The organism is Pedobacter sp. Leaf170 (assembly GCF_920984665.1).
Lineage (GTDB): Bacteria > Bacteroidota > Bacteroidia > Sphingobacteriales > Sphingobacteriaceae > Pedobacter.
In genome coordinates, this window is sequence record NZ_CAKLBP010000003.1 from 57916 (window position 1) to 75080 (window position 17165).

At 35.0% G+C, this 17165-nt stretch carries 17 protein-coding genes; 6 read left to right on the plus strand and 11 right to left on the minus strand.

All coding sequences use genetic code 11. The features are described from left to right. Position 1: 1 nt before the first annotated feature. From trxA to LUA90_RS08970, 4 genes are all read right to left on the minus strand, one after another. A complete protein-coding gene (gene trxA / locus LUA90_RS08955; protein WP_231490725.1) occupies positions 2 to 298 on the minus strand; it encodes a thioredoxin in 297 nt (98 codons plus the stop codon). A gap of 862 nt (positions 299 to 1160) precedes the next feature. Then, complete coding sequence (locus LUA90_RS08960; RefSeq protein ID WP_231459497.1) at positions 1161 to 2507, minus strand: dihydrolipoamide acetyltransferase family protein; 1347 nt, start codon at positions 2505 to 2507, stop codon at positions 1161 to 1163. A gap of 47 nt (positions 2508 to 2554) precedes the next feature. Next, positions 2555 to 3808: a competence/damage-inducible protein A gene (locus LUA90_RS08965; RefSeq protein WP_231459496.1), complete on the minus strand. Its 1254-nt coding sequence runs from the start codon at positions 3806 to 3808 to the stop codon at positions 2555 to 2557. A 1-nt stretch (position 3809) separates the two neighbouring features. Next, a complete protein-coding gene (locus LUA90_RS08970) occupies positions 3810 to 6467 on the minus strand; it encodes a putative LPS assembly protein LptD (protein ID WP_231459495.1) in 2658 nt (885 codons plus the stop codon). A 74-nt stretch (positions 6468 to 6541) separates the two neighbouring features. Here LUA90_RS08970 and LUA90_RS08975 point away from each other — a divergent pair, with 74 nt between their 5' ends. From LUA90_RS08975 to LUA90_RS08985, 3 genes are all read left to right on the plus strand, one after another. Further along, positions 6542 to 7405, plus strand: coding sequence for an N-acetylmuramoyl-L-alanine amidase (locus LUA90_RS08975; RefSeq protein ID WP_231459948.1), 864 nt, complete (start codon positions 6542 to 6544; stop codon positions 7403 to 7405). Positions 7406 to 7407: 2 nt separating this feature from the next. Further along, positions 7408 to 8187 (plus strand): N-acetylmuramoyl-L-alanine amidase, encoded by a 780-nt coding sequence (locus tag LUA90_RS08980; protein WP_231459494.1) that lies wholly within the window; start codon positions 7408 to 7410, stop codon positions 8185 to 8187. Positions 8188 to 8361: 174 nt separating this feature from the next. Beyond that, positions 8362 to 9315 (plus strand): MlaD family protein, encoded by a 954-nt coding sequence (locus LUA90_RS08985; protein WP_231490726.1) that lies wholly within the window; start codon positions 8362 to 8364, stop codon positions 9313 to 9315. A 71-nt stretch (positions 9316 to 9386) separates the two neighbouring features. Here the strand turns inward: LUA90_RS08985 and LUA90_RS08990 are convergent, their stop codons facing one another. The 5 genes from LUA90_RS08990 to LUA90_RS09010 form a co-directional block, all read right to left on the minus strand. Further along, on the minus strand, positions 9387 to 10292 hold the full coding sequence (locus LUA90_RS08990; RefSeq protein ID WP_231459492.1) for a ribonuclease Z: 906 nt from the start codon (positions 10290 to 10292) through the stop codon (positions 9387 to 9389). A 68-nt stretch (positions 10293 to 10360) separates the two neighbouring features. Next, positions 10361 to 10738 (minus strand): STAS domain-containing protein, encoded by a 378-nt coding sequence (locus LUA90_RS08995; protein ID WP_231490727.1) that lies wholly within the window; start codon positions 10736 to 10738, stop codon positions 10361 to 10363. Between the two features lie 35 nt (positions 10739 to 10773). Then, on the minus strand, positions 10774 to 11718 hold the full coding sequence (locus LUA90_RS09000; RefSeq protein WP_231490728.1) for a phosphoribosylaminoimidazolesuccinocarboxamide synthase: 945 nt from the start codon (positions 11716 to 11718) through the stop codon (positions 10774 to 10776). Positions 11719 to 11823: 105 nt separating this feature from the next. Further along, complete coding sequence (locus LUA90_RS09005; protein ID WP_231490729.1) at positions 11824 to 12102, minus strand: glycogen/starch/alpha-glucan phosphorylase; 279 nt, start codon at positions 12100 to 12102, stop codon at positions 11824 to 11826. A gap of 31 nt (positions 12103 to 12133) precedes the next feature. Continuing rightward, a complete protein-coding gene (locus LUA90_RS09010; RefSeq protein ID WP_231459488.1) occupies positions 12134 to 13093 on the minus strand; it encodes a PhoH family protein in 960 nt (319 codons plus the stop codon). Between the two features lie 103 nt (positions 13094 to 13196). On the opposite strand from LUA90_RS09010, the gene LUA90_RS09015 reads away from it, so the two are divergent. The 3 genes from LUA90_RS09015 to LUA90_RS09025 all read left to right on the plus strand — a co-directional run bounded on the left by LUA90_RS09015 (position 13197) and on the right by LUA90_RS09025 (position 14819). Continuing rightward, positions 13197 to 13976 carry an S-adenosyl-l-methionine hydroxide adenosyltransferase family protein gene (locus LUA90_RS09015; RefSeq protein ID WP_231490730.1) on the plus strand — a complete coding sequence of 260 codons (780 nt, stop codon included), beginning with the start codon at positions 13197 to 13199 and terminating at the stop codon, positions 13974 to 13976. Positions 13977 to 14119: 143 nt separating this feature from the next. Next, positions 14120 to 14692: a hypothetical protein gene (locus LUA90_RS09020; RefSeq protein ID WP_231490731.1), complete on the plus strand. Its 573-nt coding sequence runs from the start codon at positions 14120 to 14122 to the stop codon at positions 14690 to 14692. Further along, positions 14673 to 14819, plus strand: coding sequence for a hypothetical protein (locus LUA90_RS09025; RefSeq protein ID WP_231459485.1), 147 nt, complete (start codon positions 14673 to 14675; stop codon positions 14817 to 14819). The genes LUA90_RS09020 and LUA90_RS09025 overlap by 20 nt, the downstream gene beginning before the upstream one ends. A 78-nt stretch (positions 14820 to 14897) precedes the next feature. On the opposite strand, the gene LUA90_RS09030 is transcribed toward LUA90_RS09025, so the two are convergent. Further along, positions 14898 to 15848: a D-2-hydroxyacid dehydrogenase gene (locus tag LUA90_RS09030; RefSeq protein WP_231459484.1), complete on the minus strand. Its 951-nt coding sequence runs from the start codon at positions 15846 to 15848 to the stop codon at positions 14898 to 14900. A 66-nt stretch (positions 15849 to 15914) separates the two neighbouring features. Then, a complete protein-coding gene (gene serC / locus LUA90_RS09035; protein ID WP_231490732.1) occupies positions 15915 to 16988 on the minus strand; it encodes a 3-phosphoserine/phosphohydroxythreonine transaminase in 1074 nt (357 codons plus the stop codon). Between the last annotated feature and the right edge of the window lie 177 nt (positions 16989 to 17165).

Here is a 17165-nt window from a genome sequence, read left to right on the forward strand (position 1 = left end):
ATTAAGCGAACGAATCAATAATTTGCTTTAGCTGCGAAGCTTGCAAAACACCACTTTGGCGCCAAACTTGTTTGCCTTGCTTAAACAGCATTAATGTGGGCACACTTTGAACACTATAAGCAGATGCAGCAGCCTGATTTTTATCAATATCAATCTTAATAATAGATACCGAATCTCCAACCTGAGATTTTAGCTGTTCTAAAATCGGTTTCATCATTTTGCAGGGTCCGCACCATTCTGCAAAAAAATCTACCAACACGGGTTTATCGCCAATAATTAATGCTGAAAATTTAGACATGGTTTTAGTTGTTAGTAATTAGTAATTAGTAATTAGTAATTAGTAATTAGTAATTAAAAACAGGAAAAAAGTAATTTGGTTTCAAATTTAATGGCGGTAGTTATTGCTAGGCACAATTCATCCCGACCATTCTGGAAAGCAATCTTCCTTTATTAAAAAAATTGTTAAAATGAGATTGCTTCAATCGATAAAAAATCGATTTCGCAATGACGGAAAAAATTGGTTTTAATCTTGTGGCGGCAGTTATTGCTAGGTACAATCTATCCCGACCATTCCGGAAAGCAATCTCCCTTTATTAAAAAAAATTGTTAAAATGAGATTGCTGCAATCGATAAAAAATCGATTTCGCAATGACGGAAAAGATTGGTTTCAAATTTAATGGCGGTTGTTATTGCGAGGTACAATCTATCCCGACCATTCCGGAAAGCAATCTCCTTTATTAAAAAAAATTGTTAAAATGAGATTGCTTCAATCGATAAAAAATCGATTTCGCAATGACGGAAAAGATTGGTTTCAAATTTAATGGCGGTAGTTATTGCGAGGCACAATCTATCCCGACCATTCCGGAAAGCAATCTCCCTTTATTAAAAAAAAATTGTTAAAATGAGATTGCTTCAATCGATAAAAAATCGATTTCGCAATGACGGAAAAAATTGGTTTTAATTTTAATGGCGGTTGTTATTGCGAGGCACAATCTATCCCGACCATTCTGGAAAGCAATCTCCCTTTATTAAAAAAAATTGTTAAAATGAGATTGCTTCAATCGATAAAAAATCGATTTCGCAATGACGGAAAAGATTGGTTTCAAATTTAATGGCGGTAGTTATTGCGAGGCAAAGCCTGCCCCGATAATTATCCAGTCCTAAATCTCTCTGTTAAAATCCCAGTTCTCCAAATAATCTGCAACGCGGCGAACAAACATACCCCCTAACGAGCCATCAACAACTCTATGGTCATAAGAAAGCGAAAGGAACATCATGTGTCTGATGGCAATTACATCACCGTGTTCGGTTTCTAAAACAGCCGGTTTCTTTTTAATAGCACCTACTGCTAAAATTGCAACTTGTGGTTGGTTAATAATTGGCGTACCCATTACATTGCCAAATGAACCAACATTTGTTAAAGTGAAAGTTCCACCTTGTGTTTCATCTGGTTTAAGTTTTGAAATTCTGGCTCTTGCTGCTAAATCATTTACCGCTTTAGTTAAGCCTACCAAATTTAGCTGGTCAGCATTTTTAATTACCGGAACAATTAAATTTCCACTTGGTAAAGCCGCTGCCATACCAATATTAATATCTCTTTTCTTAATAATTTGTGTTCCATTAACCGAAACATTAATCATTGGGAAATCTTTTATCGCTTTCGCAACAGCTTCTACAAAAATTGGTGTAAATGTAATTTTCTCATTCTCACGCTTTTCGAAACTATTTTTTACTTTATTGCGCCATAAAACCAAATTGGTCACATCGGCCTCAACAAAAGATGTTACATGTGGCGAAGTGCTTTTACTCATTACCATGTGGTCGGCAATAAGTTTACGCATTCTATCCATTTCAATAATTTCATCGCCACCAGAAACTGATGTAGTTGACGGTTTATTTTGAGTAGCAGCTGGTGCTGTTACCGGTTTACTGTCTGCAACTTGCTTAACCGGCTCAGCAGGAATTGATGGAGCAGCTTCGGTCTTAGCACCAGTTTTAGCAGAAATATAATTTAATAAATCATCTTTGTTTAAACGACCATCAGCGCCCGAACCTTTTATAGAATCTAATTCATCAATAGAAATGTTTTCTTGCGCAGCAATACTTTTTACTAATGGAGAGTAAAAGCGTTCTGATGAAGTGAAATCACTTTGAATTACAGCTTTTTCAGTTGGAAGTTGTTCCAGGCCTGGTATCGTTTCAGGTTTTTCTTCCACAACAGCTGGCGCATCAGCAGGAATATCTTCATTTAAGGTATCAGTAGCGCCATCAGTTTCAATAATTGCAATAACCTCACCTACCTGCGCAACCTGATCTTCACTAAATAATTGCTTTACCAATTTACCTGCAACTGGCGACGGAACTTCAGAATCTACCTTGTCGGTAGCTATTTCTAAAATCGTATCATCTAAATCAATAGAATCGCCAACTTGCTTTACCCATTTAATCACTGTTGCTTCTGCAACACTTTCACCCATTTTTGGTAACAATAGTTCGTATTGAGCCATATTAAATTACAGTATTATATATTGGTATTGCGACAAAAATACATTTTTTATTCGTTCGGCAAGTCTTCTTTAAGTAGATTTAATAACATGGTTAAAGCCGATGCAGCAGAACGTTCTATGTTTTGAACACGCTTGTTGCTGAAAGTAAACAACTTAGCTACAGTTTTATTTTTAGAAGAAACTGCAATCCAAACGGTTCCAACTGGCTTATCTGCGGTACCACCATCAGGACCTGCAATTCCACTAACAGCAATGGCATAATCAGTTTTGAATTGCTTTAATGCACCTTGTGCCATTTCAACAATGGTTTCTTCGCTTACGGCACCAAATTTATTTAAAGTAGTTTCTTTAACACCTAAAATAGATTCTTTTAACTCGTATGCGTAAGCTACGGCACCGCCCCAATATACCGATGAACAACCCGGATGTTGCGTAATCAAATGGGCAATATATCCACCTGTGCAGCTTTCGGCAGTTGATAAAGTTAAACCTTTGGCCTTCATGATGTTTATAATCGCTTTCTCCAGTGGTATGTCATCATCTACAACAACGTATTTTTTTACCTTACTAACAATCTGCTTTGCGAAATTCTCTACTTCGGTTTTTAAGGTATTTTCATCATCGCCAATGGCAGATAAACGTAAACGTACCTGTCCAAGCTTCGGTAAATAGGCTAGTTTGATATGTTGGGGCAAACTATCTTCAATTTCTTCGATTTCTTTTGCCAGAAAAGATTCGCCAATATTTGCGGTAAGAATGGTTTTATGAACGATTGACGGCAATGTAAACCTCGATTTAATTCTTGGCAAAATTTCATCGTCCATCAAATACATCATTTCGTAAGGAACGCCTGGCATGGATACAAAAATCTTCTCATTTCGTTCAAACCACATACAAGGAGCCGTTCCATTTTGATTTACAATAACCTCGCAACCATCAGGAACATCGGCCTGCTGCATATTAATATCAAGTAACGGGCGGTTATATTTCTTAAAAATTGAAGCAACCATTTCCAATGCAGCATCATCTCTACGAAAACCCATTCCAAAATATTTCGCTAATGTCTTCTTCGTAATATCATCTTTAGTTGGGCCTAAACCGCCGGTAATTAAAATAATATCGGCACGTTTTTCTGCTTCAGCCAGGCTTGATAATATATGTTGCTCATCATCAGAAACAGAAGTGATTTGTTTAACTGAAACACCTATCAAATTAAGTTGTTTGGCCATCCATGCCGAATTGGTATCAACAATCTGTCCGATTAAAATTTCATCGCCTATGGTAATAATTTCAGCTAGCATATTATTGATATGTATTGTAAAAGCCTGATCTTTTGCTCAGTTTTAAATCTTGCAGGATTGATGCTTTAACTCTGATGTTTAAAGAATAACTTTTGTAAGCACCATAAGGAACCCAGTTAATATTCATATCCCAGCAATGTAAATCGCGGTAAATTGCAAGTTGCATTGGCGCTAAACCTTTATTTTTAAAATCGTAACCCGAGTTAAATGTAAACTTCCATTTTGGGGTTAAGTTAAAATCACCGTTAAAGTTTAAAGTGTTTGTAATGGTGCTTCTCCCTAAAATGTTCGAATAATCAAAACGGTATTGAAATGCAAAATTCCATGGAATATTAAAATCAACAAAAGCATTCGGGTCGCGGTTTAATGCATTTAATTGTTCAGATTGTAAAGGTGTCATACCTTGATTCTCCATCTGTTTTTTAGTTGCATCGTAAGCTTCATTTTTACGTTTAAGCGCTTCCGGGTTTAAACTATAATCAAATGAAAAGCCAATATTCTGTAATCTTGGAAAGAAGTTACCGCGTTCAAAAAAGTATTTTGAATCTTCAAGCTTTATTATTTCGCCATTTGCAGCAGTCGAATCACGAAGTGCATAAGGGTTAAACGTTCCATTATAGGTTATGCCAAGTTTATCGGTAAACTGAGAACGCCCACTGAAACTAATATCTGATAATTTACGGGTTGGGGCTAAAAAATTGTAAGAGCCATTAAAAGTTAAGCCTTGAATAATTGGTATTTTTCTTTCTCCTGTACCTGTTGTGTCTTTTTTCGAACGAACCTTAAGTTCTGTTGTATTATCTAAAGTAAAACCTAATGAGGCCTGTTTGCCGGCGAAAGACCCCGGAAATGCACTGTTTTCAAATATCGAATAAGTTAATGGTAGGCCTGTGCTAGGATTTATAATTTTTTGACCAGACTGATTTATCGCTTCTTTATAAATACCCTTTGATGGATCGGTAAAATCAGGAGAATAAGTTAAACTAACGGATGGCGTCATTACATGGCGTAACTGCTTAATGTTTCCTAAATTTTTAAACTCCTTTGTTTTGCCGTAAATCTTGGTCGTCATACTTGTTGATAAATTATAACTACCACCACGCTTAAAACCTGTTACGGTATCCTGTCTGGAAGTATAAGTTCCATCTGAGAATGTTGTAAATCTTCTGTTCGACGTTTGAAAATTCCAAACCTCATTATAAGTTCCGCCCATTGTAAAAGTTAAATACTTTAAGGCCGTAAAGTTCATACTAATCGGAATATTATGGCTAAAACCACTTTTTAATGCTCTTAAACCTGTTGGTTGAAACAATAAACTATCTTTTGTTGTGATGTTGTTATTTCCTTGCAAACTATATCCAACTGTAATTTTTTGATACCATTTCTGTTCTCCGCTCCTGTTTTTAGAATCAAATGGACTAATGGTTGCCATGTTTAAATTAAAAGTTGGCAATTGCAAAGCAATCTCTCGTGTACTAAACGTTTGTTGTGCACTCAAGGCGGTACTAAAATTAAACAAACCGCCCGCCAATACTTTTGAATAAGCTATACTACTGTTAGAACTATTGGTTGCAATTGCGCCTAAATCATAGGTCAAATTAGCCGCCGTTGCTCTGTAGTATGTGCTAGAACTTAAATTTACACTTGCACTAAAAGTTGTACCTGGGTTAGCATTTGGGTTTTGAGAGTGCGACCAACCAATACGGAAATTTTTCCCGACATCTTCCTGCCCTTGTATTCCATTTCTGGTATTGGCATAATTTAAATTTATGCTACCGTTATATTTATATCGTTTTGTGTAATTTGTATTTAAAGAAGCTTCGTATGAACCATTGGTATAAATTGAACCCATTAGCTTTGCATCCCAATAATCGCTTAAACCAAGGTAGTAACCAGCATTTTGAAGGAAAAAACCTCGGGTTGCATCTTCACCAGGTGTTGGTAATATGATACCCGATGTACGTTTGTTTTGTTTAGGAAAAAAAGCAAAAGGCAAGGCAAAAGGTGTAGGTACATCCTCTATAATCATGTAAACCGGACCAGTGATAATTTGTTTTTCTGTGGCGATGCCCTTACTAATCATCATTCCAAAATGCGGATGAGGGAGATTACAAGTGCTGTACATCATATTTTTGATGTGCAACTCATTATCGGGTTGCTTTTTACTCTGTCCGCCAGAGAAGAAACCTTCATCTTGCTGAGAGAAAACACCAAAAACCTTCGCTTTAGTTGTCGTTGAATTATAATAAAGTGAATCGGCAATTGCAGAACCATCTGTACCTGATTTAAAAATCGGACGGCCAACGTATCTCTTGGTTTTAGGATTTGTTCTGCCGCTGGCAAAAATCAGGTTATTCTTTTGGTCGTAACGGATATAATCCGCATCCAATTCAAAATCATCGTAAATTACCCTGGCATTACCATACATGTAAATAATGCTTCGGTCTTTACTAAACCTTACAGAATCGTTTGCTTTATATTCAATTTTTTTCTCTAAGTCGCTGTTATTTTTTGTTTTTACTTTTGATGTATCCCGTTTGGAAGTATCTTGTTTAACCACTTGTTGCAATGAAAAAGCAGAATATGCGTTAACTTTATTAACAGAGAGTGTTAATAAAATGACAGAAATTAGTAAAATAGAGTTGCTAAGAAGTTTCAAATTCGTATTTGAATGTTATTTTTGCACAAATGTTTAATCAAAAACGTTCAAAATTAGTGAAAAATATACCATTGATGTATCTTAAAAACCTTTTAACATTTATTATTTGCTTTATAACCTTCAATTCAATTGATAATCAAGCATTTGCACAAGAATATAAAATTAAAACAATTGTTATCGATGCAGGGCACGGAGGCAAAGATGGCGCAACTCATGGTGTTTATTCAAAAGAAAAAGATGTTGCGTTAAAAACGGCTTTAAACCTTGGCAAAGCTTTACAAGATAGCATAAAAGACATTAAAGTTATTTTTACTAGAGAAACTGATGTATTTATTCCACTATATGAGCGAATAAATATTGCCAATAACGCAAAAGCTGATTTATTTATTTCGATTCACTTAAATGATATGCCGGTAAGGGTTTCAAGAGTGGTAGATTATTATAAAAAAGTTAAAGGCAGAAAAGTTCCGGTTTACCGCACTATAACCTCAAAAAGCACTTCTACACGTGGTACAGAAACTTTTGTATCAGGTACAGGACGATTAAGTGAGCAAGATGAAGTGATAAAGCGTGAGAATGCATCAATGTTTCTGGAGGATAATTATCAAAAAAACTACGAGGGCTTTATTGCCAATACTCCGGAAAATGATATAATGTTGTCGTTAATGAAGCAAACCAACCGCGATAGAAGTTTGAAATTTGCATCAATGATTCAGCAAGAATATGTTGCAGCAGGCAGAATTAATCGTGGCGTTCAGGAGAAAAGTTTAGCTGTTTTAGCCAGAGCAGCAATGCCTGCGGTTTTAACGGAGATTGGTTTTGTAAGTAACCCTGAAGAGGAAGACTATATGAACTCGCCCGAAGGGCAAACAGAAATTGTTAATGGAATAATTAAAGCCATTAAAAATTATAAACGCCTGGCAGAAACGTCCTTTTAGTAATGAAGATAAAAGTTCTACTAATCCTTTCATTATTTATCTTCTTCTTTCAGATTTCTGAGCTATTTGCTCAAGGTTATAAACTAAAAACCATTGTTATCGATGCTGGGCATGGAGGCAAAAAACCTGGTGCATCTGGAAGCATTTCCAAAGAAAAAGACATAGCGTTGAAAATCGCTTTGAAATTAGGTGCAAAGCTGAAAGAGTATTTGCCGGGCATAAAGGTAATTTATACCCGTACAAAAGATGTGGATGTTGATTTGTACCGAAGGGCAGAAATTGCTAACGAAGCCAATGCAGATTTGTTTATTTCGATACATTGCAATTCTATGCCTGCAGGCAACAAGCATATAAAAGGTGTCGAAACCCTGGTAGCTGGTTCTCATAGATTAAAGGAGCAAGATGCCGCAATAAGAGAAAATGCCGATATTAAGCTAGAGAAGAATTATAAAAGTAAGTACGATGGTTATGATCCTAATAATCCTGGTACATTTATCTTATTATCATTACTAAAAAATACCTTTCGGGATAAAAGCATTAAATTTGCCAAACTTATTCAAAATAGCTACATAAACAGAGATGATAGAGCAAGCAGAGGCGTTAAAGAACAGGGTTTGTTAGTTTTGCAACGATGTGGTATGCCCGCTGTTTTAACTGAAGTAGGTTTTATATCCAATAAGGAAGAAGAAAAATATATCAATTCTTCAAACGGTCAAAACGAGATTGCAAATTCTATTTTTGAAGCGATAAAGACTTATAAAAAGAACATTGAAGTAAAATAACTAATTGAAGGATAATACTTGTTGCTTTAATTATCAAATAAAATAACATATACCAAACAAAACCTTTAGTGTAAACATTATCTATTATAGATACATTTGCATAAAATATTAAGATAGCGCTCTGGCAAATATTAATAGCGAACATTAGCATTTGCGGCCACAAAAGAAGAACACATGAAAATTAAGAACGAGACCAAAGTAGGTATTTTAGCTGCATTCGCCATTGCTTTACTAATTATTGGCTATAACTTTTTAAAGGGCAATTCCATTTTTTCTAGCGAAACTACCCTATTTGCAAGATACACCAGAGTTGATGGTTTAACCGTTTCTAAACCAATCTTGATTAATGGTTATCAGATTGGAAGGGTTGCGAAATTACAATTAGAGCCAGGCGGAACTATATTGGCTACTTTAAGCATCAACAGTAAATATGATATTCCGGAAAACAGTATTGCCCGTTTAGAAGGCACCGACCTTTTGGGTAGCAAAGCGATTGTAATGTCGTTAGGTGACTCAAAGAAAATGGCTGAAGATGGTTTTACATTAAATGCAAATGTGGAGAAAGGTTTAATGGAGCAGGTTCAGCCGGTGCAAAAGAAAGCTGAATTAATTATTGGTAAAATGGATTCTATTTTAACCAGTGTAAACTCTATCTTAAATCCAAATTTTCAGAAAAATGTTGATAAAAGCTTTAGCAGCATTGCTGGAACCTTAGCATCTTTAGAAACTACATCTAAAAAAGTTGATGGTTTAGTTGGCTCTGAAAGTGCTAGAATTGAAGCCATTTTTAAAAATGTAGAAGGCATTACTGCCAACTTAAACAACAACAATAAAAAGATTAGCGATATTTTAACGAACATTAATACCGTTACGGATAAATTTGCTGCTGCTAATTTTAAGCAGACTTTAGATAATGCAAATAATGCTATAGCTGATTTGCAAAGTGTAATTTCTGGAATGAAAGATGGAAAAGGCAGTTTAGGTTTATTGCTTAATGACGATAAAATGTACAACAATTTGAACAATGCATCTAAAAACTTAGATGAATTAATGATTGATTTAAAGGCTAATCCTAAACGTTACGTACACTTCTCTGTATTTGGAGGCGGTAACAAGAAAGATAAATAAATAAATAAAACTTGTAATCAAAAAAAGCCTTGCAAAATGCAAGGCTTTTTTTGTGGCAAAATTCTGGATCTCTACAACTGAAAAGTTTTCCCCTCAACAGCAAGTTCGGTGTTTTCAAAAACTGATTGAGTTTCTTCTAATAACATTTGCAGTGTTTTGTATCTTGAAGAAAAATGCCCAATCAACAATTTATTTACACCATTTCTTTTGGCAACCTCTCCTGCTTGCAAAGCTGTTGTATGGTGGGTTTCATTTGCACGGTCTAAAAGATCGTGTGTAAAGGTTGCTTCATGGTAAAGCGTATCACAATTCTTTATTGTATCAAAATATCTTTCATCATAAAGCGTGTCCGAGCAATAGGCATAAGCACGAGGGGCATCTGCAGCAGTTGTGTAATCTTCACTCTTTAAAATATCTCCATTCGGTAATTCTACATCAATGCCCTTTTTAAGCGCCGTGTAATAAGCCATCGGAATTTCATCTGCCTTATCTTTAATCAGTTTTCTTTGTCGTTTTTTTTGTTGAAATAAGAAACCAGTAGTTGGGATTCTATGGTTTAAAATGATGGTCTTAACAATCAAATCACTATTCTCGAAAATTTGTAAAGAGTTTTCATTATCAACCGGAAAAAATTCAATTGGATATCTTAATGTAGTGTCCGAATATTTAAATTGAATCTCGAGAATTTCTAGCAGTTGCTTTGGACCAAATATTTGCATTGGTTTAATTCGACCGTTAAGATGAAGACTTGATAATAAACCAATTAGCCCGAAATAGTGGTCGCCATGCAAATGACTGATAAAAATATGATCTATCCGAGCGGCTTTAAGGTTATACTTTATTAATTGTTGCTGTGTACCTTCGCCGCAATCTATTAAGTAATATTTTTCATTACAATTTAAAAGCTGTGCCGATGGATTCCTGTTAAAAACCGGTGTTGCCGAACTGCTGCCAAGAATTGTAACTTCAAATTTCATATGTTGATATATAAAAAGCCTCGTAGATTTTAGAAACTACGAGGCCATTTTCTTTAGTAATATACAGGTTATTTATCGCCTCTAAACTCTTTTTCCAATTCATCCATAAAGATGAAATCAGTTGCTTCCTCTAATGTATTAACAAACGTTACAGATTGAAATATGTTTGATAATTCGATTATTGGGGCAATTTCATCATTAATTCCGGTTACAATAAATAAACCATTTGCGGCTTTGCATAATCTATCGCCAACTAAAAGACTGCTTAAATCTTGGGCGTCGTTACACTCTTTTATATAGCTTAAATCAACAATAATGTTTTTAAACCCTTCAGCATTAAGCAAATACAACTCTGATTTTAATCCTGGTGCATTTTCATTTGTAAACTTATGTTCTTCTAACTTTAAGGTTACATATTTCTCGTGTTTATCTACCGAAAATTTCATCTCTCTTACTCTTTATTTTACTAATGTATAAAATTTTAAAGCGTTTGCAAAGCCTTTAAAACATTACTTTCTATACGGTTTGAAATTGCATCAGCATCAGCTTTTATAAATGCTTCACCAACAATTTTTTCATATAATTCGATGTATCGCTCAGATATTGAGTTTACGATTTCTGGTGTCATTTCTGGAATAACCTGACCATCTTTGCCTTGAAAACCATTTTCAATAAGCCATTTTCTTACAAATTCTTTCGAAAGTTGCTTTTGCGGCTCGTTTGCATTCTGGCGTTCTTCATATCCTTCAGCATAAAAATAACGTGAAGAATCTGGTGTATGGATTTCATCAATAAGATAAATCACGCCATCAGCTTTACCAAATTCATATTTTGTATCAACTAAAATTAAGCCGCTTTTAGCAGCAATTTCAGTTCCGCGTTCGTATAAAGCGTAAGTATATTTTTCTAATTGTTCGTAATCACTTATAGATACAATTCCTTTAGCCAAGATGTCTTCTTTGGAAATATCTTCATCATGTCCTACCGATGCTTTGGTAGTAGGTGTGATAATTGGTTGCGGTAATTTATCATTTTCTTTTAAACCATCTGGTAGAGAAACACCACAAACAGAGCGTTTCCCAGCACTATATTCACGCCAAGCATGACCAGCTAAATAACCTCTGATAACCATCTCAACTTTAAACGGTTCGCAAATACGTCCGATAGTAACCATTGGATCTGGAACATTCAAAACCCAATTTGGCACAATATCCTGCGTAGCAGATAAAAATTTTGCGGCAATTTGATTTAAAACCTGTCCTTTGTATGGAATTGCTTCAGGCAAAACTACGTCGAATGCAGAAATACGATCTGAAACCACCATTACCATTAATTTATCGGCAATTGTATAAACATCACGCACTTTACCTTTGTAAAAATTGCTTTGATTTGGAAAATTAAAATTAGTTTCTTTTTGTGCTTTCATGAGGGGATAAAAATAGTAAAAAAGTCTTAAAAGTCCGAAGTCTGGAGTGAGGAGATAAAATGTTTAAATAAAAAGCCCCGCAGTTTTATCAGCTGCGAGGTTCATTTATTTTAATTTGCTTAAAACTTGCTTAAAGCTTTCGGTGGAAATTGTATCAATTAATTCATGCTTAACCCGGATATCAATTTTATTATCTCTTTTAATTAATTGAAGCCTGCCTTTAAAAAGATGCTCTTTACCATCATCAGCAAAAGCAAAGAGATTTTTTAATTTCTCCTTTTTACAAACCCATATATCGTTATTCTTTGAAACGATTAACCGTATGGTGTGCGGCAATTTCTCAAAAGAAAGCTTAAACTTATTATCTAACGAAATATTTTCCACTAAACTTGCAAGTTCATATTGAAATACCGGCTTACTGTATATCTCCGTAAGCTTTTAAAATATCTTTTACTAATTTGTGGCGAACAACATCTTCTCCGCTTAGGTAAATAATATCTATGCCTTTAATATCTTCTAAAATTCTTAAACCATTAAACAAGCCCGACATTTGTTTCTTAGGCAAATCGATTTGAGTAACATCGCCCGTAACGATAAATTTAGCTGTTGGTCCCATACGCGTTAAAAACATCTTTAATTGCATATCCGTAGCATTTTGAGCTTCATCCAATATTACAAAGCAATTATCTAAGGTACGGCCACGCATAAAGGCTAATGGTGCAATTTCTATCGTGCGGTTTTCGATGTAAAATTTTAACTTCTCTGCCGGAATCATATCATCCAAAGCATCATACAAAGGGCGTAAATACGGGTCGATTTTTTCTTTTAAATCTCCAGGCAAGAAACCAAGGTTCTCTCCTGCCTCAACCGCAGGACGAGTTAAGATTATGCGTTTAATTTCTTTATTTTTCAAAGCACGAACGGCCAAAGCTACGGCGGTGTAGGTTTTACCGGTTCCGGCAGGGCCGATTGCAAAAAGAATATCATTTTTAGCAATACTGCTTACCATTTTTCGCTGATTCGCCGTTCTGGCTTTTACCAACAAGCCATTTGTACCAAAAACAATCACTTCACCACCGCCACCGGTTGGTTGTTCTACATCTTTTTTTGCTACACCAGCAGCTTTTGCACCTAAAATAGATTCTACATCATTATTTGTTAACGAACTATATTTTTCTAGGTGTGCAACCAACTGGCTAAATTTTGTTTCAAATGCCTTAAGTTCCTGCTCATCACCGAGAACCTTTACTTCGCTACCTCTCGCTACTAGTTTTAACTTGGCGAAAGCACCTTTAATCATTTCGTAATTCTCATTGTTTGCTCCCCAAAAGTGAGCAGGATTTACGGTATCCAGAGTTAATTTTAATTCGTTCAAACTAGAGTATTTTAAAAAGTTATCGGGGTATATTAATTAAAATTTGAATATTTGCAGACGCTTATGCCTCTACACAAGAATAAGCAATAATATTGAATTTTTAATGGGGATAATTACTTTAACAACAGATTTAGGTTCGAAAGATTTTTACCAGAGTGCCCTTAAAGGTAGTCTGCTAAGTCTTATGCCTAATGTTAATTTAGTTGATATCACCCACGAGGTTCCATCTTTCAATATATCTTACGCAGCATTTGTACTAAAAAATGCTTATCCGTATTTTCCTAAAAACACAGTTCATTTAATCGGTATAGATTCTGTGTACAGTGAAAACACAAAATATATCGCCATAAAGCATCAAGACCACTATTTTGTGGGTGCTGATAATGGTATTTTTTCTTTGTTGTTTGATGAAATGCCCGAAGATGTTGTAGAGTTAAACATTATGCAAGACTTAAAATATCTGCATTTTCCATTAGTTGATATTTTTGTTAAAGCAGCAACGCATTTGGCTAAAGGTGGAAGATTAAAAGACATAGGCTTACCTGTAGCAGAGATTGAACAAAAGATGCTTTTACATCCTGTTATCGAGCGAGATATCATTCGAGGAAGCGTTGTATATATTGATACTTTTTGCAATGTAATTACAAATATTACCAAAGATTTATTCACTAAAATTCAAAGAAACCGCGACTTTACTTTATACTTTAGAAAAAGCGAAACCATTACTCAGTTAAGCTGGCATTACAACGAAGTATCTGAGGGGGAAAAACTTTGTCTGTTCGGAATCAGTAATCATTTGGAAATTGCCATAAACAAAGGTAAGGCAAGCGGCTTGTTAGGTTTACATTTGGGCGATATTGTTCGCGTGGAGTTTCATCCTTAATTAGTTCAGTAGTTCATTGGCTCAATAGATCATTAGTTTGGAAACCAAAAAGTAATCTGTAAATCCATCTTGTCAACCTATTTATACATAGTCTTAATTGCTTGATTTTTAGCAGTGACAAAACTTTGCCAACCAATGAACCTATGACGAATGAACTAACATTCAAACAACTCCTCCTCTTTATACGTTTATATCAGATGAAGAAATATTTTTGCCTAATCTCTATTCTATTCCTGAATATTCAATTGTTTGCCCAGCAAGATACAACTGCTTATGCAGCACAGCGTGTTAAAGTAAATTCGCTACTTAAAGAGCGAAGTACAAAATTCGGTCAGTATGATGAAAGCTTAAATCAGCGAACAGGAATATTTGGATGGCAAACTAAAAAAGACATTAAAAATTCTAATGAAATCCTTCGTCAGGTTGTATTAACAGATAATAATATTTTCAAAGAGTTGAAAATATTGATGGACTACAAAGACCTACAAAACGAGCAGAAAGTTGCAGTTGCAGATAATTCTCAAGAAAAAATTGAGAATTACATGCTAACTATCAAAAAACTTCAGGACCAAAACGAAACATTAAAAGTCGAATTAAGCAGAAAAGACAACAAAAGTTTATCAACCTACATTATCGTTTTTCTTCTTTTAATAATGGCAGGTGGTTTTTTCTTTTTCAATAAAAAAATACGTGCTTATGAAAAAAGAATTGTTTAAGATTTTAGCAAAAATAAACAAAGCAATTTTACCGAGCTTATATAAGAAAGACCCAAATAAGCTAACAAACATCCAGAAAGCAATTTTGGGTTATCGTTATTGGGTATTAACCAATGCTTTAGATTAGAAAAGGCCAACTTTGCAGTTGGCCAATTCTTATACTTTTACCTGGAGATTGCTTCGCCTCGCAATGACGCGAGATTACTTATTTCTTAAAATGCTCAATAATTAAAGTCGCTAGTTCTGTACCAATACGTTCTTGCGCTTCATTAGTTGAGGCACCAATGTGTGGTGTTAATGAAATTTTTGGGTGTGTTAAAATTTCGGCTAATGGGGTTGGCTCATTATCAAAAACATCTAAACCTGCAAAAGCAACTTTACCAGAATCTAAAGCCTCAATTAAAGCTGGCTCGTCGATTGTACCACCTCTAGAGCAATTTACAATACCAATACCTGGTTTCATTTTCGCAAATTCTTCAGCGCCTAAAATTGGTTTATCGGCAAATGGCGTATGTAAGCTTAAGAAATCACTTCCGGTAATAACTTCATCTAAAGAAACCGTTTTAATTGGGATGCTAACCGATTGTCCACCTTGAAAGCTTAAAGTAATTTCTGATTCAGAAGGAAACAAATCATAGGCTAAAACATTCATACCTAAACCTAAGGCAACTTTTGCGGTAGCACGACCAATACGGCCAAAACCTATTATACCGATAGTTTTGCCATTTAACTCCGTTCCCTTTGCATAAGCTTTCTTAAGGTTGTTAAATTGCGTAGAACCTTCTAAAGGCATTTTACGGTTCGCATCTTGTAAAAATCTTATACCGGTAAATAAGTGAGAGAAAACCAGTTCTGCTACAGATAGCGATGAAGCAGCCGGCGTATTTACCACAGCTACACCTTTACTACGAGCATATTCTACATCGATGTTATCCATACCAACTCCTCCTCTACCAATCAGTTTGATATTTGGAACAGCATCAATTAATTCTTTTCTAACTTTTGTAGCACTACGAACCGTTATGGCATCATAATTTTTCAAAGCTTCAGCTAATTGCTCTTGTGGGATGGTTTCTGTATCAACCTGAAAACCCGCCTTTTCTAATAATTCTTTTCCGATAGGGTCTATTCCATCGTTTGCTAATATTTTAATCATAATATGATTTTCAATAACCAAATTGATTACGCTTAAATGAGTATCAATTATTTTTAATAATTTAAATTAATTTGCTTTTGCCTGCGCTTCTTCAAAGGTTTGCATAGCATCGATTAAAGCATGTACACTTGTAATTGGTAAGGCATTATACATAGAAGCACGGAAACCACCAACACTTCTGTGTCCTTTAATGCCCACAATACCTTGCTCTTCAGCAAATTTTAAAAATGGCTTCTCCAGTTCAGCATTTTGCATCACAAAACAAATATTCATTTTCGAACGGTCTTCAATGGCACAAGTACCCTTAAATAATGGATTTCGGTCAATCTCCCGGTAAAGTGCTTCAGCTTTCTGCTTGTTTTCCTTCTCAATATCAGCTACACCACCTTTAGATTTTAACCAACGAAGGTTTAGCAAAGCAACATAAATAGAGAAAACAGGTGGCGTATTGTACATCGAACCATTGTCTATATGAGATTGATAGTTCAACATCGAAGGAATTTTACGGTCTATTTTACCTAAAATTTCATCCTTAACAATAACAATAGTTAAACCCGCAGGACCAACGTTTTTCTGTGCTCCAGCATATATTAAATCAAATTTGGAAACATCAATCACACGGCTCATAATATCCGATGACATATCACAAACGATAGGCACACTTGTTTCGGGCACTTCAAAAAGTTCGGTACCATAAATTGTATTGTTTGAGGTGTAATGGAAGTAAGCACTATCAGCCGGAATTTCAAAATCTTTAGGGATAAATGTATAATTTGCATCTTTTGATGATGCAACAACATTAACATTACCTACAAATTTAGCTTCTTTTAAAGCCTTGGTTGCCCAAACGCCAGAATCTAAATAACTTGCGGTTTGTCCATCGCCCAATAAATTCATCGGTACCATAGCAAACTGCAAACTAGCACCGCCTTGTAAAAATAAAACGGAATAACCCGATGGCACATTTAGTAATTCTTTTACCAATTTTTCAGCTTCAGCAACAACAGCCTCAAACTCGGTTGTTCTATGCGAAATTTCTAAAATTGATAATCCATCGTTAAAATCTAAAACTGCCTGTGCAGCTTGTTTAAACACTTCTTGAGGTAAAATACAAGGGCCTGCGCCAAAATTATGCTTCATCTTATTATGTAAATGATTATGGGCGTAAATGTAAAATTTTTAAAGCACTAATGGCTACAAAATCGTATCATAAAAAATTAAATTTTGTTAAAAATAGTACCGATTTTAACTAATTCATTATGGTTTTTGTAATAAAACGTTTAACCTACGTTTATATAGATTTTTATAATTTGTAAA

Bases quoted from the DNA above. Each gene is read 5' to 3' on its own strand.
- LUA90_RS09025 (WP_231459485.1), top strand. From the start codon at position 14,673: ATGAAAAAAGAATTGTTTAAGATTTTAGCAAAAATAAACAAAGCAATT.
- LUA90_RS09000 (WP_231490728.1), bottom strand. From the start codon at position 11,718: ATGAAAGCACAAAAAGAAACTAATTTTAATTTTCCAAATCAAAGCAAT.
- LUA90_RS08960 (WP_231459497.1), bottom strand. From the start codon at position 2,507: ATGGCTCAATACGAACTATTGTTACCAAAAATGGGTGAAAGTGTTGCA.
- LUA90_RS08990 (WP_231459492.1), bottom strand. From the start codon at position 10,292: ATGAAATTTGAAGTTACAATTCTTGGCAGCAGTTCGGCAACACCGGTT.
- LUA90_RS09030 (WP_231459484.1), bottom strand. From the start codon at position 15,848: ATGATTAAAATATTAGCAAACGATGGAATAGACCCTATCGGAAAAGAA.
- LUA90_RS09020 (WP_231490731.1), top strand. From the start codon at position 14,120: ATGACGAATGAACTAACATTCAAACAACTCCTCCTCTTTATACGTTTA.
- trxA (WP_231490725.1), bottom strand. From the start codon at position 298: ATGTCTAAATTTTCAGCATTAATTATTGGCGATAAACCCGTGTTGGTA.
- LUA90_RS08995 (WP_231490727.1), bottom strand. From the start codon at position 10,738: ATGAAATTTTCGGTAGATAAACACGAGAAATATGTAACCTTAAAGTTA.
- LUA90_RS08980 (WP_231459494.1), top strand. From the start codon at position 7,408: ATGAAGATAAAAGTTCTACTAATCCTTTCATTATTTATCTTCTTCTTT.
- LUA90_RS08975 (WP_231459948.1), top strand. From the start codon at position 6,542: ATGTATCTTAAAAACCTTTTAACATTTATTATTTGCTTTATAACCTTC.
- LUA90_RS09015 (WP_231490730.1), top strand. From the start codon at position 13,197: ATGGGGATAATTACTTTAACAACAGATTTAGGTTCGAAAGATTTTTAC.
- serC (WP_231490732.1), bottom strand. From the start codon at position 16,988: ATGAAGCATAATTTTGGCGCAGGCCCTTGTATTTTACCTCAAGAAGTG.
- LUA90_RS08985 (WP_231490726.1), top strand. From the start codon at position 8,362: ATGAAAATTAAGAACGAGACCAAAGTAGGTATTTTAGCTGCATTCGCC.
- LUA90_RS08965 (WP_231459496.1), bottom strand. From the start codon at position 3,808: ATGCTAGCTGAAATTATTACCATAGGCGATGAAATTTTAATCGGACAG.